A 14,853-nucleotide genomic window follows, 5' to 3' on the forward strand; every position below is an offset into this window, starting at 1 on the left:
TCCATGCCCGGGGCTACCACACCAGTATCTGCAAACTTGGCTTCACCGCTGGGCGAATACCGTTGTCGTCGCTCAGGGTTTGCCGGGCGCCGGTCAGCGGGTCCAGCAGTTCTGCGTGTTTGATGCCGGGCAGGCTGATGCTGCTGCCTTTGGCGCTCCAATACATCAGCAGGTGTTTTCCGTCAGGGCGGGTCCAGGCCACGCTGTAGAAGCTGTCCGGTACATCCTGCAACTGCGGCGTGTTGCCGGGTTCAAGCGTGGGGCCGGTAATCTCCAGGAAGCGGGCGAGGGCGGTGTATACCGGCTTGGGTTCGCCATCAAGGTTCAACAGGCCGTAATGCTGGTCGCGTGGCGAGGCGCGTTGGTCGAGGTCGGACAGCGCGAACAGGAAAATCTTCTGGTAGTCCTGGGACGCCATCAACGCCAGGCGGCGCAAGGTGTAGTCGGCCTGCCCGTCGATACCGATCAGGTCCTGCATCTCCTTGGGGCCGGCGTAGCTGGACCAGCCCCACTCGGTGGCCCATACGTTCTTGATCCCGGCGCCGTGCAGCATTGAGTTGAGTTGATCACCGCGCAGCAGCACTTCGTTCTTGCCCGGCTCATCGGTTTCCGGGGTCATCGAATAAGGGTGATAGGCCGCGACCATGCCCAGGTTTTGCACACCCAGCGCGCCGAGTGCTTCGAACATCAGGGTTTTGCCACGCGGCGGCATTTGGCTGTAGTACGCCATGCCGCCCATGACCTGCAGTTTGCCGGGCGCGGCAAGGTTCAGCGCCTGGTGACTGGCCAATAACAATTGCCCGTACTCCTTGGCGTCGACTTTGGGGCGCCAGTTGTTCGGCAGGTTCTGCTCGTTCCACACCTGCCAGGCATCAATAGTGGGGTAGCGTTTGGCCAGAAGTGCCAGGCGCAACGCATACACTTCCGGATCCCGCGGTCGGTACTGATCCTGGAACTGCGCACCCTTGGGGGCGGTGGTGATAAAGGGCGCCGAGCCCACCAGGTAAAACACCGAGCGGATTTTTTCAGCGGTCAGGGTGCGGTCCAGTTCATCGAAGGTGCTGAGCTGATAACCGTCTTCTTTGGGTTCCAGGCGATCCCAGTGCAGGTCGACCCGCACCCATTGCAATCCAAGCTTTTTATACTGCTTGATCTGCTTGTGGTACTGCTCGGGTGTGAACCACAGAAAGTGTGCGTTTACGCCGAGAAAGTCCTTCCAGACGACGGTGCGCTCCGGGGCCAGGTTCACCGGCTGCGCATCGACTTTTTCACTCAACAGCAGGGCGCTACCGACGGCGATTGACAGCGCCAGCGGCAAGTAGCGCCACAGTGGGCGAACGGATGACAGGTTCATCGCAACGGCTCCTCACAAGCATCCCGAAATAATTCAGCAAACCGCTGGGCCGTGTTGGCCCACTGGCGTTGGTGGCCGATTTCTCCAGCCCGGGCGGCCCATTGCTGCGCCTGTTGCGGGTCAAGGATCAAGCGGCTCAAGGCGTTGCTCAAGGACGCTGTATCGCCCTGCTGATAGGTGATGCCATTACCGCCAGCCACCTCTTCGGCAAAGGCGCGGGCGTTGGAGGTGATCACCCCGCGCCCGCATGCATTGGCCCACGACAGCGCGCCACTGGTGCCGCGCATTTGCCCTAGGAAACTGAGTTTTTTCGATTCGCGATAGGGCAGCACCATCACGTGGTGCGCCTGGATCGTAGAAGGGATCTGCGCCGATGGCAGGTCCAGTTGCCAGTCCACCACATCCTCAAGATGCAGGGCGCTGATCTGCTCGCGCAGGCCATCAAGGTAGTTGCCGGCGGGGTCAAAGGTCATTTCCGGCGCGGTGCCACCGGCCAGGGTCAGGCGTACCTGGCTTCGGCATTGCGGGTGGGCGGCCAGTGACTGGGCCAGGGCCTGGAGCAGGTCTTCAATGCCCTTGCCACGGTAGATAAAACCGAAATACAGCAGGCGCAACGGTGCCAGTGGCGGCAACGCCTGGGGCACGATGGGCAGGTTGCCATGGGCAATCACCGCCACCTGTTGCGGGCGCAGGCCCATGCGCTGGCGCAGGCAGTCGCCGCCCAGGCGGGTGAGGGTGATCAGGCGGCGCATGCCTTTGGCCAGGCGCCGCTCTTCGTGCAAGGTCAACGGGTCGGCCAGCAGCGCCGCCGCCTGGGGCAGCGGATGGGGCAGGCGTTCAAGCAGGGTCAAGGGGAAAAACAGCTTGGCCCGGCGCCAGATCAGGCGCTCCGGGTCATGCACCGTGGCGGTCAACGGCAGGTGCGGTTGCGCCCGGCGCAGGTACTCCAGCGCCTGGAACTCACCGAAGCGCCCACCCCCCAGTTCGGCATGCACCAGGTCCACGCCGCGCCAGTCGAAGGCCTGCAGGCGCTTCAACTGTTCAGGCAATTCCAGGCAGCCGGCGAGCGGGGTCACCACCTCCAGCCCCTGTTCGATCAACGCATGGCGCAGATGCGCGGCGTAATCGGCGATCCCGGTCTGCTCCGGTGGCAGCGGCGCCAGCAGTGCGATACGCATCAGGCCGCCCCGCGCCAGCTGTTGAGTCGTGCCAGCACCTTGGCCGGCACTTCGAAGCGACGGCGGTTGAGGATCATGCCGTCGACTTTGCCGAACGCGGTGGTCAGCAACGACACGGCATTTTCGATCGTCGGTACGGTGCTGGTGCGGGCCTCGATCACCAGTACGATCTGGTCAGCGCGGCGCAGCGTCAGGAAGGCCTGCGGGTTGGAGGACAGCGCCGAGGCGTCCAGCAGCAACACCTCACCCGGCGTTGGCGCGCTCGCCCCATCGACCGAGACGCGGTGACCACGTTCCTCCAGCAGACGCTTGAGTTGCGAGGCGATAAAGGTCACACCCTCGCCATGGCGCGCCGAGGTCAGGCCCAGGGCAAAACCGTCGGCGGCAATGCGATCCAGGGGCAGCAGGCTGTACAAGCGATAAAGGCTGGCGGTGACGGCTGCCGGCGTTGCGTCTTGCACATCGGGAATGCTGCTCCACAGCGGCACATGGAACATCTCCTGCAAGCGCGTGCCATCGTGGATGCGCTGGTCCAGCAGGTACAGCACATAGATGGTCAGCAAGCCCACGGCCACGCCGGCGGGAATGGCGAACAACAGCATCAGCAGGCTCTTGGGAAACACGCGGGCCGGGTTAAGGGTGGCGTGTTCGATCAGGGCAATGTTACTGATCTGGCTGTTGTCCAGTTCGTGGTCGATTCGCGCCTGTTCAAGATTGTCCGAGTACAACGCATAGCTCTTTTCGGCCGTGCGCAGTTGTTGGCTCAGGGTGTTGAGTTGCGGTTCATCGGTCATCGCCTGGTCACGCTGGGCGCGCAGTTCGGCAAGGGTCTTGTCGTAGTTCTCGATTTCCCCGGCCAGTTTGCGCTCTTGCAACTGGGCGTCGATCATTTGCTGTTTAACGTTGATCACCAGGCTGTTGGGCGCGGTGTTCTGCGAGCGTTCCAGGCGTGTAGCTTCCTGGGCGCTGAGGGCTTCCATGTCGCGGATGTTCTGCTCGATCTGATTGACCTGCGGCGTGCCCGGCAGGTAAGTGCGCAGCAGCCGAGCCCGCTCCACTTGCAGCGCATTGAGCTGGCGCTTGAGGTCGAGCTGGGTGGGGTTGAGGCTGGTTTCGCGCATCGTGACCACGTCTGCCGGCTGGCTCTTGATCTGCTGGCTGGCGTTGGCCAGGAGGCTGCGAATCCCCGATATCTGGTTCTGTGCGCTGACCTTGGCATCGGTGACGCGGTCGATCTGGTTGGTCAGGTTCTTCAGGCGTGCATCGACACTGATCGAGTCGATCTGCTTCAAGCGGCCTTGCAACTGATCTTTCAGACTCTGGATGTTCTCTGCCACCTTGGCGCGTTCGGTTTCATAGAAGGTGTGCAGGCTCTTGCGCCCGAGAATTCGTGCACGCTCTTCAAGGTAGGCATTGACCCATTCCTCGACGATTTTTTGCGCCACCGCCGGATCGTCCCAGGTGAAGGAAATCTCGATCACCGAAGAACCCGGCTCGTGACCGGCGGTGAAGTTCTTCTCCAGTGAGGTCGCCAGGCGTTCCAGCGGGCTTTGTTTCTCGGCAAGGCCGACGAACTGCAGCACACTACGAATGCCATTGATGACTTCGCCCACGCCCTTTTTGATGTAGAACTTGGTGACCTTCCAGAAGCCTTGCGGCGGTTCGGCGGTCATCGCCATATAGCGCTCGGCGACGATATGCACGATGGGCCGGCCGGTGAGCATTTTTTCTTCGTCGACAATCGGGTCGTGCTGGGTGCTCGGGGCAATCAGCGTCTGACGGTTGGCGGCTTCGATCGGCAACGTGGTGTTGTCCCGGCCCGGCTTGACCAGCAAGCGCGCGTCCGACTCGTAGCGAGCCGGCAACAGGAAGGCACCCAGCACGGCAACGACGATCGTGGTGATCACGGCCAGTTTGAATTCGCGGCGGTAGATGAAAAACAGCCGCAGCAGGTCGCGAAGAGAGCGGATTTCGATCACAGGATCACTCCATTGCATATGGGGGTTACGAAAGGCGGGAACGCTTGGTTCGAGTGATACGAAGCCCGCTTCATAATCCTTGGCCTGCGTTGATGGTTGGGTTGTTGTAGATGGTGTTGCCGCTGTTTTTCACGTCGCTCTTGTTCAGGTCGTAATTCAAGCCAATGCCAATCCCTTTGTTGATCGGAAACAGCTTGGTGAAGTACATGTCCACGGCCTCCACCGTCGCGCCGATGCCCGACTGCGGCACAAAGATCAAATCGCCGCGCTGCAACGCCACCCGCGGGTGATTGGGGTTGGTCAGCATGCTTTCCAGGCTGATGAAGTACGTCCTGTACTTGCCATCGGGCCCGGTACGCAGCAAGGCCACGTTGGAGGCATCCGCCGAGGGCAATACACCACCGGAGCTGAGCAGCGCCTGCTCGACGCTGACGTTGCCGGCCAGGTCGAAAAACGCCGGGTTGGACACCGCGCCGCCGATAAACACCTTGTTGCTCGGTGCGCTGGCGATGTTCACCGTCACCGCAGGTTCGCGGTAGATGCGCTTGTACTTCTCGGTGATCTCCTTGCCCAGGTCTTCGGGCGTGCGCAAGGCCGCCTTGACCCGGCCAATGTTGGGTACCGAGATCACGCCGTCGGGGCGCACCACGAATATCGTCATGTCATCGGCCGCCGCCGGCTCCTGGGCATCACGCACGATACGCAGCGAGTCGCCGCTCTGGATCAGCACCTGCGGCGGTGGCAGGTCGGCCAGGGTCAGCGCCGCTTGATGGCCGGCCTTGAGCGTAGTGTTGTCAGGAAGCGGCACCCGCGCGGGGGTCGAACAACCGGCCAGCCAGATTGAGGTGCTCAAAAGGCCGAGCAGGGTAAGACGGAAACGTCGGTTGATAGTCTTCATGACGGCTCAAGTCCAGTAGGTGGAAAACATGCCCAGGCGCCGTTTAAGCGCGTTGGGCAGGTGGCGTTCAAGGTGGCCGAGGCGATAGCCCAGCAATTTAAAGGCACTGCGCACCACCACTTCGGGGGCGCGATACAGCGCGTTGGCCTCGCGCAATGCGTGCAGTTCGGCCAGCACATAACGTTTGCCTTCGCCGCCGGCGTCGCCAAACGCCTGGCGAATCCACGGTTCGCGGCCGTAGAACACACCGATATCGAAGTAGCGGCGAAACTCTTCCAGCAAGCGGTAATCGTGGGAGTGATACACCTGCGCGCTCGCGGCATAGCGCACCTGGTAACCGGCCAGCAGCATGCGCGCGGCCACATAGGCGTCTTCACTGCCAATCACATCCTGGGGGAAACCGCCCACCGCGCTCAGGGCGCTGCGCCGGTACACCGAAAACGAGTCAGAGCTGAAGCAGGTCTTGATGCCCAGTTGCGCTGCATCGTCCAGGCGCTTGGTGCGGCTGGCCGCCGGGTAATTGAAGTGCCGCGACTGCGCGCCGAGCACGCCGGCGCCGGGGTGCGGCAGCTGCCGTCCATAGGCCACGCCATTGAGCGGCTCCAGTTGCAGCTCGCTGATCAGGTTGGCGAAGGTCTCGGCGGTGGCGGGAATCGCGTCCTGGGTCATCACGATCAAGGCGTCGCCGCCCACCTGTTCACTGGCCCAGCGCCGGGTGCCGCCGTGGTTGAAGTCGCGGGCATCAATCACCTCCACACGTGCGCCAAACTCGCGAAAGCGCGCCACGGTGTCATCGCTCGATGCGCTGTCGACCACCAGCATCTCGTCCGGTTGCAACGTCTGCATGCGCAGCGCTGGCAACAGGCGGTCCAGGTGACTGGCCGCGTTGCGGGTGGGGATGATCAATGACGTACGCATCAGGGCTTCACTTCAACTGGCGCGCGGCCGTAGATGTCGTCATAACGCACGATGTCGTCTTCACCCAGGTACTCACCGCTCTGTACCTCGATCATCACCAGGTCGATGATGCCGGGGTTGGTCAGGCGGTGCTTGTGCCCGGCGGGAATGTAGGTGGACTCGTTCATGTTGAGCAGGATCTCGCGTTCGCCATTGGTGATCATCGCTGCGCCGCTGACCACTACCCAATGCTCGCTGCGGTGATGGTGCATTTGCAGAGACAGCGAGCCTTTGGGCTTGACCACGATGCGCTTGATTTTGAACCGCGTGCTTTCCTCCAGCACCGTGTAGGTGCCCCAAGGCCGGGTGACAGTGCGGTGCAGGCTGAACGCCGGGTGATTCTGGCGCTTGAGTTCGGCAACGATATGCCGCACGTCCTGGCTGCGATGGGCGTCGGCGATCAGCAGGGCGTCCGGGGTGTCGACGATGATCAGGTCGCGCACGCCCACCGCACCGAGTACCCGCTTGGGCGAATCGATGTAGCAGTTATGTACGTCGTGCAGGATCGCCTCGCCATTGATCTGGTTGCCATTGTCATCACTGGGCGTGAGTTGGCGCAGGGCTTCCCAGGAGCCGATATCGCTCCAGCCAATGTCGCAGGGCACGACCGCGACCTGGGCGGATTTTTCCATCAGCGCCACATCAATGGAGATATCCGGCGCGGTGCCGAAACCTTCAGGGCTCAGTTCGCGCTGGCGACTGCTGCTGTTTTGCAGGCTCTGGCTGTGCTCCAGTGCCGCCTTGGCCGCCTCCAGAACCGCCGGGGCGTGGCTGGCCAATTCTTCCAGCAGGGTGGCTGCCTTGAAGCAGAACATGCCGGCATTCCACAGGTGCTTGCCGCCGTCCAGGTAGCCTTGGGCGGTGGCTTGGTCGGGCTTTTCGACAAAGCGCTGCACCCGAAACCCAGCGCCCAGTGCCGGCCCTTGTTCGATATAGCCAAAGCCGGTTTCTGCTCGGTCAGGCTGGATGCCAAAGGTCACCAGGTAACCGGCCTCGGCCAATGCGCGGGCTTTTTCCACCGCCTGGGCAAAGGCGTCTTCATCGAGGACCAGATGATCGGCCGGCATCACCAGCAACTGCGCGTCTGCGCCGAAATGCTCCTGCACATGCAACGCAGCCACGGCGATGGCGGCGGCGGTGTTGCGGCCAAACGGCTCCAGCAGCAGGTCGAGGCCCAGGCGCTGGGTGTTCACCGCGCGGTAGTCGTCCAGGGTGCGAAACAGCAGGTCGCGGTTGGTCACGGTCAGGATGCTGTCGACGCCCGGCAAGTGACTGGCCCGCAGGAAGGTCTTCTGCAACAGGCTCTGGTCGTCGCGCATGCGCATGAACGGCTTGGGCATGTTCTGCCGCGAAACCGGCCACAGCCGCGTACCCGAACCACCGGAGATGATGCACGGGATCAATCCGTTAAGTGGGTTCATCAATAGACTTCCTTGGTGGAAAGAACGGCCGGGACCGTCATGAAAACGATGTAGAGGTCCAGCCACACGGACCATTTGGCGATGTATTCCAGGTCGTATTCGACCCGTTTCTGAATCTTGAACAGCGTGTCGGTCTCGCCGCGGTAACCATTGATCTGCGCCCAGCCGGTGATGCCAGGCTTGACCCGATGGCGCGAGCTGTATTCGCTGACCGCTTGCTCGAAAGGAATCCCGGCCGCCTTGGTGGCCGTGGCGTGGGGGCGCGGGCCGACCATCGACATATTGCCCAGCAGTACGTTGAACAGCTGGGGCAGCTCATCGATGCTGGTCTTGCGGATGATCCTGCCGACCCGGGTAATGCGCGGGTCCTGGCGCGTGGTCTGGTTTTCGGCGTTGAGGTCGGTCTGTTCGACGTACATTGAGCGGAACTTGAATACCCGGATCAGGTTGTCGTTGTAGCCAAAGCGCTTCTGGCGAAACAGCACCGGGCCCTTGGAATCGAGTTTGATCGCGATGGCGGTCACCAGCATCACCGGCGACAGCAGCAGCAGGCCGATGCTGGCCAGCAGCAGGTCTTCACAACGTTTGATAAAGGGCGACCAGCCCCGCAGTGGCAACTGCGAGGTGTTGAACATCAGGATGCCGCCCACATCGGTGATGCGGTTATGGCCGTAGCGCAGGGCGGCCATATCCGGCACCAGCATGACGTTCACCGACATCTGCCGCAGGCGCTTGACCAACCCGTTGATGCGCTGCTCGGCAGCCCAGGGCAGGGTAATCATCACCTGGTTGACCTGTTCGGAGCGGATCAGCTTTTCCAGATCGCGGGTATTGCCTAGCAACGGCAGTCGGCTCAACTCCTTGGGAATGCGCTCGGTACGGTCGTCGATAAAACCGATCAGGCCGGAGCGGATGTCACTGTTGCGCGACAGGTGTTCAGCCACATGCACGGCCGTGTCGGTAAAGCCCAGGATCACGGTGCGCTGGAGGAATTTGCCGTTATCCATCAGATGGCGGTACAGGCGCAGCATCAATATCCGCTCCACGCCAAACAGCACCAGGCTCATGGAAAACCAGGCCGCCAGGTTGCGTGGGCTCAACTGTGGGAAGAGCAGCAGGATCTGGTACATGAACAGCAGGATGCAAAACGCCGAGACCCAGGCCACCAGCATCACGCGAAAACGCAGGCGGTTGCTGAACAGATCCTCGGAGTACACCCCCAGAGCCTGGAACAGAATGATGGTCAGGAGCGCAAAAAACACCAGCAGGCCCAGGTAGTGGTTGCGCATGTGCTCGGCGACGGGGTCCGGGTAGAACAACAGAATAATGGCCGGCACCACAGCCGTAAGGCCGTGGATCAGTTTCACGAAAACGACAAAAAACTCAACGAAACCGGGACGAGTCAGAAACAGGCTATCGACCGACGATTTACCGCGCATAAATCAGATCCTCAATACACCACCAGAACGTTCCTATTCGTTTGCTCATCCATAAGGCAGCTTTGCTTTACAAGTGGTGCAAATCGAACAACTGCTGTTGCTGGGTAATACGTAATGCCTGTTCAGACGCAGGAATTTACGGAGTGATGGCTAAATAGTGGCTCTCTTGAGGGTCCGTGTCAATGTTTTGGCTTTTTGGCCTTTGCCGTCAATGGCTCTCGTAAGGCCTCCATGATATGACGATTAATTGACATAAGAGGGTACGCTTTCAGAAAAATCGAGAATTGATGCTGGCTTTTTGGAGTGTAGGAACAAACGTAGGGATTTGCCTGGCAGCGAAAAAAAGCTTTCTGACGATGGCAGGAAGGGGAAGTTGTAGGAGCGAGCAAGCTCGCTCCTACAGGAGGGGCAGTGCCTAGAAGTTGCCTTTGAGGCTCAGGGTCAGGTTGCGCGGCTCTCCATAGAGATTACCCCAGCCTGAGGTGCCCACGGTCTGGTAGTAATTTTTATCGAACAGGTTGTTGCCATTGAGCGCCACGGTCCAGGTGTCATCCACCTGATACGCCAGGCGTGCATTCCACAACGCATACCCGGCCTGTTCCAGTTTGATGGTTTGCAGCCGGTAGTTGCTGCTTTGGGCGTTGACCCCTGCGCCGACTGTCCATTTCGACAGCGCACCGTCCAACTGGTAGTCGCCCCACAAGCGCAGCATATGCCGTGGCACGTAAGTGTTGGACACCGCGCCTTCGGCTGCGCTGTCGATGTTCTTCAGGTTCTTGGTTTGCGTGTAGGTATAGCCGCCAAACACTTGCAGGCGCTCGATCAATTCGCCGCTCAGCTCGGCCTCGACCCCTTGGGCGCGAACTTTGCCCGTGTCGGTGTAGCAGTAGCCGTCGGAGGAGCTGCCGCAGCGGGTCTCGAAATCGGTTTGGGCGGCGTTTTTTTCGATGGCGCGAAACAGCGCCAGGGAGCTGTTCAGGCGCCCGTCAAACCATTCGCCCTTGATGCCCAACTCATAGTTCTCACCCATTTTCGGCTTGAGGGCCGAACCGCTGACCGTAGCGTAGGAGCTTTGTGGCTGGAAGATATCGGCGTAGCTGGTGTACACCGAAAGGTTGTCATTGAGGTCGTAGATCAGCGCGGCGAACGGCGTGACCACCCCGGTTTCCTTGGTGCGTGCATCCTGGTCGGTCCACTCGCCCCAGGCCAGGTTCAGGGACTCACGGCGGTTTTCATACCAACTGACGCGACTGCCCAAAACCAGCATCAAAGGTTCGGCCAGACGCAGGCGCAAGGTGGCGTAGGCACCGTATTGAGTGGCGGTTTCCTTGACCGTGCCGCCACGGTACATGTTGGGCCAGAAGGTGTCGTCGGCAGGTTCCGGGAAGTGGTGGTTGGGGTTGAAGACGCTTTGGCGCTGGGGCAGGTTGCGGATCGCATAGACATCGTCCTGAGTGCCACGGCTGCCATTGGCGCCGAGGATCAACTCATGTTGCAGGCCAAAGGCTTCGAATTGACCATCGATGTAGGCGTCCAGGCCGTAGTCTTTGTGATCGTAGTCCAGCAAGGCTGCATAGCTGGTGAGCGTGGGGGCCGGGTTACCATAGTCCACGGTGCTTTCGCTGGCGGCGTATTTGATGTCTTGCAGGTTGCGGCTATGCACGGCGCTGACTTTGAGCTTCCAGTCGTCGTTGAAGTGATGGGTCAGATCGGCGAACAGCGTGGTGCGCTGGCTTTGCCAATCGTTCCAGGCCTGGCCCAGGCAGGTGGAGCGGCTCAGGCCGAGGCTTTTGCCGTCGCGATAACGCGGCAGGCCGCTCCAGCACGGCGTGGAGTCGACATCCTCATAGCTGGCCCCGAAGCCCAGGGTGGTATCAGGGCTGACATCCATGTCCAGGGCCGCGTAAAACGCCTGGTCCTGACGCTTGGCAAGGTCCATGTACGAGCCACGATTCTGTTGGCTAACCGCCGCGCGGCCACGCACCGTGCCGCTGTCGTTCAATGGGCCGCCGGTGTCGAATTCGGCGTGATAGTTATCCCAGGTGCCCGCCGAGAGGCCAAGGCTGGTGGTGGGCTTGTCCTGGGGCCGTTTGCGTACGAAGTTCACCGCACCACTGGCGGTGCCGGCGCCCTTGAGCATGCCAGCAGCGCCCTTGAGGACTTCCACCCGATCATAGATCGCCATGTTCGCGCTGAAACTGTCGGCCTGTACGTAGTCCTTGCCGATATCCAGTGGCACGCCGTCGAATTGGTATTGGCCGAGCATCTTGAAGCCCCGGGAGTAAAAATACTTGCCGCCCATGGGTGATTCGTAGCTGGTGATGCCTGGGGTGCGCTCCAGCAATTGGTCGATGGTGGTGATGTTCTGGTCATCCATCAGCTTGCGGGTCATCACACTCACCGATTGCGGCGTGCGTCGCAGGCTGTGTTCGCCCTTGCCGATGGTCACGGCGCCGGTGGTGTAGGAGCCGGTGCCTTCGGTGGTGGCGCCCAAACGATCACCGGTGATGGTGGTGGCGCCCAGGTTCAGCGTCGAGCCGGCTTGCTGCTGGGGTAGCAGTAACCAAGCGTTCTGGCCCTGGCTTTGCGCCTGCAAACCCTGGCCCTGAAGTAACCGGTTCAGGGCCTGTTGTGGGGCCAGGGTGCCGCTCAGCCCCGGGCTGCTTTTGCCTGCCACGCTGCCAGCGTCATACGACAGGCTGATACCGGCCTGCCGCGCAAACTGATCAAGGGCGCCCGCCAGCGGCCCAGGCGCAATATTCCAGGCGCGGGCCTGGCGCTCGCTGCCGGGCTCCTGGGCACTTGCGGTATACGGCAAGGCGCTGGCCGCCACGCACGCGCCAAGGAGGGTGGCATTGAGGGCGTGTCTGAGGGGTGAACGTTTGGAGGGGAACGCTTGCATGACCGCGGGATGCTCCTGAAGGAAGTGGACAACACGGGCCTGTTGATCGGCCTCTCCTTACAGGTCGAATGGCAATGAGAATTCACCTCATTTATTTTGCAAGGTCACACGCGAGCGGAGACGGTCACCCAGTAACGGCTACGGTAGGTCACATCGATTGCCAGCGATTGCGCCACCAACTTGAGCACCTGGTCGGTGTCGTCCAGTTGGTAAGTGCCCGACACCCGCAGCCCCGCCACGGCTTCGCTGCAACGCAGCAACCCATTGCGATAGCGGCCCAGCTCGGCCAGGAAGTCCTCCAGACGCATATTGTGGGCGCTGATCACGCCGTCACTCCAGGCCCAAGGGTCCAGGCCGTTGTTGGGGGACGGGCGGATACCGTTACGGTTGAACACCACCTGTTCGCCAGGCTTGATCACTTGGCGTGCCGTACCGTCATGGCGGTCGGCAAACACCGCCACCGCACCCTGCTGCACGGCCAGCAGGGTGCCTTGGGGTTCTTCGCGCACCAGCAAGCGTGTGCCCAGGGCGCGTAGGTAACCGTCGCGGGTATGCACCCATAGCGGACGGCGGTCGACGCCGGTATTGATCAATATTTCACCCTGGCGCAGGTTCACCAGCCGTTGTTCGGCGCTGGAGGTAATGTCGACGGCGCTGGCGCTGTTGAGCTGGACTTTGCTGCCATCCTCCAATGCTACCCAGCGCCGCTCGCCAGTGGCGGTGCGGTAGTCCGCCATCAAGGCGGGCAGGGGCGTGTAGTCGCGGCCCAGCCAGGCTAAACCTGCGGCGCCGGCAAACAGCCCGAGCATTTTCAGGCCTTCACGACGGCTGATGTGCCGGCGTGCGCCGTCGAGTGCATGGCGACTGACATGCGCCGGCAAGTGGTTGAAATCGTCATTCAGGGTGGCGACCCGTTGCCAGGCCTGCTGATGCGCCTCGCTGGTCTGCAGCCACTGCTCAAAGGCCGCGGTGCTGGCGTCGTCGGCGGTGTTGTAGCGCAGCTTGATCATCCACTGGATGGCCTGGTCGACCAGGCGCGAGTCAGGAGTCGGCATAGCGCAACCGGTAACAGGCGTGCAGCGCCTTGGACAGGTCGCGCTCCACTGTGGCCTTGGACACGCCCAGGCGCAGGGCGATCTGTGGACAGGTCAGGCCGTCCAATTGGGCCAACAGAAACGCCTCGCGCACCCGTGGCTTGAGCTGGTCGAGCAAACGGTCGATGCGCTCCAGGCTGTCGAGGATCAGCAGCCGTGTTTCCTCGCTCGGCACCTCCATTTGCGCAAAGTGCGCCAGGCTTTCCAGGTAGGCGCGTTCCAGTTCGCGGCGCCGGTATTGGTCGATCATCAAGCTGCGCGCGATGCTGCTCAGGTACGCGCGCGGCTGCTGCAAGGTCTGTTGCTGACGCGCGTTGAGCAGGCGCACGAAGGTGTCCTGCGCGAGGTCGGCGGCGCGCTCATGGCAACCCGTGCGCCGGCTCAACCAGCCCCGCAGCCAGGAATGGTGGGCTTGGTAAAGCTGGCCGATGGCAGCAAGGTCCAGTGGGTGATTGCTCGACATGGTCATCCTGGCGCAGCAGGCTTAATTGATAATGTTTCGCATTCTAGACGTTGGTTGTGGCATTCAGCAATCACTCGGTTCGCTGCGTGAGCAATGTATCCAGCACAATTTTTTGTAGCGCCTGCCAGCGCCGATTAATCTGGATTTTTTCCCAGCGGACGGTTCGACCATGATCAGCCTCGTCACACTTGGTGTTTTTTCCGGCGCTGTGTTGCTGTTGTTGCTGTCACCGGGGCCGAACATGGCATTTGTCATCAGTCAGGGCGTCACCCATGGCTGGCGCGGCGGCGTTGCTTCGGCCCTGGGCATTGGCGTGGCCGACCTGTTGCTGACAGCGTTGACCGCCATGGGGGTGACGGCGTTGGTCGCCAGTTGGCCGCCAGCGTTCGACCTGATCCGTTATGCGGGCGTGATTTACCTGCTGTGGCTGGCCTTCAAAACCTTGCAAAAACGCCCCGGCCTGGACACCGCTCACGTCGGCCGCGTGGCGTTGGGCCGAGTGTTTCTGCAGGCCATGCTCAACAGTTTGCTCAACCCCAAGGCGTTGTTGTTTTTCATGGTGTTCCTGCCACAGTTTGTGCGGCCCGAGGCGGGGCCCATCGCCTTGCAACTGATGGTGCTGGGCGGCGTGCTGACGTTGATCGCGAGCGTGTTTCACATGCTATTGGGCCTGTTTGGCGGGGCGCTCAGCCGCTTCTTCGCCAAGCGCACCAAAAGCGCCTGGCTGCAGAAGTGGGGCTTGGCAGCGGTGCTGACGGCGTTGGCGGTGCGCTTGGCGGTGATATCGCGTCCTGCCTGAATGACAGGCGGGAAGCCAAGCAAGTTTCTTTGTGGCGGGGGAGCTTGCTCCCGCAACGGCCCGACAGCCAATGCTCATCTACCAGACACCCCGCAATCCAACTGTGGGAGCTGGCTTGCCTGCGATGACGGCATGCCAGCCGACGCCTATCTACTTGGCACCCCGCAATCAAACTGTGGGAGCGGGCTTGCTCGCGAAGGCGGCCTAACAGGCGACGCAGTTATACCGAGAGCATATCCATTCCTGCGGTAACGGCTACTTAGGGTTCCGCCCTGACGGCGGCTCACTTTCGAAAAGCGCGAAAGTAAGCAAAGCGCTCTTGCCCCACCACTCGGCACCTCGCTTAGGCTCGGTGTGCCCGTAATCCGC

Annotated in this window: 11 protein-coding genes; 1 reads left to right on the plus strand and 10 read right to left on the minus strand. The window is 61.5% G+C overall.

Features of this window, described 5'->3' with window-relative positions:
* Nucleotides 1-13: 13 nt before the first annotated feature.
* The 10 genes from AC4PS6_RS17875 to AC4PS6_RS17920 all read right to left on the minus strand — a co-directional run bounded on the left by AC4PS6_RS17875 (nucleotide 14) and on the right by AC4PS6_RS17920 (nucleotide 13,685).
* Complete coding sequence (locus tag AC4PS6_RS17875; RefSeq protein WP_014717835.1) at nucleotides 14-1,354, minus strand: glycoside hydrolase 5 family protein; 1,341 nt, start codon at nucleotides 1,352-1,354, stop codon at nucleotides 14-16.
* Entirely contained in the window at nucleotides 1,351-2,532 is a 1,182-nt protein-coding gene (locus tag AC4PS6_RS17880; RefSeq protein ID WP_019818724.1) for a glycosyltransferase, read from the minus strand. Before AC4PS6_RS17880 ends, AC4PS6_RS17875 begins: the two co-directional genes overlap by 4 nt.
* Nucleotides 2,532-4,511 carry a GumC family protein gene (locus AC4PS6_RS17885; protein ID WP_073843227.1) on the minus strand — a complete coding sequence of 660 codons (1,980 nt, stop codon included), beginning with the start codon at nucleotides 4,509-4,511 and terminating at the stop codon, nucleotides 2,532-2,534. The genes AC4PS6_RS17880 and AC4PS6_RS17885 overlap by 1 nt, the downstream gene beginning before the upstream one ends.
* A gap of 70 nt (nucleotides 4,512-4,581) precedes the next feature.
* On the minus strand, nucleotides 4,582-5,409 hold the full coding sequence (locus AC4PS6_RS17890) for a polysaccharide biosynthesis/export family protein (protein ID WP_032903766.1): 828 nt from the start codon (nucleotides 5,407-5,409) through the stop codon (nucleotides 4,582-4,584).
* A 6-nt stretch (nucleotides 5,410-5,415) separates the two neighbouring features.
* Nucleotides 5,416-6,327 carry a glycosyltransferase family 2 protein gene (locus tag AC4PS6_RS17895; protein WP_032903767.1) on the minus strand — a complete coding sequence of 304 codons (912 nt, stop codon included), beginning with the start codon at nucleotides 6,325-6,327 and terminating at the stop codon, nucleotides 5,416-5,418.
* Nucleotides 6,327-7,787: a mannose-1-phosphate guanylyltransferase/mannose-6-phosphate isomerase gene (locus AC4PS6_RS17900; RefSeq protein WP_032903768.1), complete on the minus strand. Its 1,461-nt coding sequence runs from the start codon at nucleotides 7,785-7,787 to the stop codon at nucleotides 6,327-6,329. The genes AC4PS6_RS17895 and AC4PS6_RS17900 overlap by 1 nt, the downstream gene beginning before the upstream one ends.
* The gene (locus AC4PS6_RS17905) at nucleotides 7,787-9,226 is read right to left on the minus strand and encodes an undecaprenyl-phosphate glucose phosphotransferase (protein WP_014717841.1); all 1,440 of its coding nucleotides are present in this window, start codon (nucleotides 9,224-9,226) and stop codon (nucleotides 7,787-7,789) included. The genes AC4PS6_RS17900 and AC4PS6_RS17905 overlap by 1 nt, the downstream gene beginning before the upstream one ends.
* Before the next feature lie 415 nt (nucleotides 9,227-9,641).
* Nucleotides 9,642-12,128: a TonB-dependent siderophore receptor gene (locus tag AC4PS6_RS17910; protein WP_019818720.1), complete on the minus strand. Its 2,487-nt coding sequence runs from the start codon at nucleotides 12,126-12,128 to the stop codon at nucleotides 9,642-9,644.
* 104 nt (nucleotides 12,129-12,232) lie between these two features.
* Nucleotides 12,233-13,183, minus strand: coding sequence for a FecR domain-containing protein (locus AC4PS6_RS17915; protein ID WP_336827398.1), 951 nt, complete (start codon nucleotides 13,181-13,183; stop codon nucleotides 12,233-12,235).
* Complete coding sequence (locus AC4PS6_RS17920; protein WP_014717844.1) at nucleotides 13,170-13,685, minus strand: sigma-70 family RNA polymerase sigma factor; 516 nt, start codon at nucleotides 13,683-13,685, stop codon at nucleotides 13,170-13,172. The genes AC4PS6_RS17915 and AC4PS6_RS17920 overlap by 14 nt, the downstream gene beginning before the upstream one ends.
* Before the next feature lie 169 nt (nucleotides 13,686-13,854).
* On the opposite strand from AC4PS6_RS17920, the gene AC4PS6_RS17925 reads away from it, so the two are divergent.
* Nucleotides 13,855-14,484, plus strand: a complete 630-nt coding sequence (locus AC4PS6_RS17925; protein WP_336827397.1) for a LysE family translocator — start codon at nucleotides 13,855-13,857, stop codon at nucleotides 14,482-14,484.
* Nucleotides 14,485-14,853: the final 369 nt, after the last annotated feature.

Source organism: Pseudomonas sp. DW-iso17, assembly GCF_058725345.1.

Coding starts and splice junctions, on each gene's coding strand:
- AC4PS6_RS17900 (WP_032903768.1), bottom strand. CDS start 7,787: ATGAACCCACTTAACGGATTGATCCCGTGCATCATCTCCGGTGGTTCG.
- AC4PS6_RS17925 (WP_336827397.1), top strand. CDS start 13,855: ATGATCAGCCTCGTCACACTTGGTGTTTTTTCCGGCGCTGTGTTGCTG.
- AC4PS6_RS17890 (WP_032903766.1), bottom strand. CDS start 5,409: ATGAAGACTATCAACCGACGTTTCCGTCTTACCCTGCTCGGCCTTTTG.
- AC4PS6_RS17915 (WP_336827398.1), bottom strand. CDS start 13,183: ATGCCGACTCCTGACTCGCGCCTGGTCGACCAGGCCATCCAGTGGATG.
- AC4PS6_RS17875 (WP_014717835.1), bottom strand. CDS start 1,354: ATGAACCTGTCATCCGTTCGCCCACTGTGGCGCTACTTGCCGCTGGCG.
- AC4PS6_RS17895 (WP_032903767.1), bottom strand. CDS start 6,327: ATGCGTACGTCATTGATCATCCCCACCCGCAACGCGGCCAGTCACCTG.
- AC4PS6_RS17880 (WP_019818724.1), bottom strand. CDS start 2,532: ATGCGTATCGCACTGCTGGCGCCGCTGCCACCGGAGCAGACCGGGATC.
- AC4PS6_RS17905 (WP_014717841.1), bottom strand. CDS start 9,226: ATGCGCGGTAAATCGTCGGTCGATAGCCTGTTTCTGACTCGTCCCGGT.
- AC4PS6_RS17920 (WP_014717844.1), bottom strand. CDS start 13,685: ATGTCGAGCAATCACCCACTGGACCTTGCTGCCATCGGCCAGCTTTAC.
- AC4PS6_RS17910 (WP_019818720.1), bottom strand. CDS start 12,128: ATGCAAGCGTTCCCCTCCAAACGTTCACCCCTCAGACACGCCCTCAAT.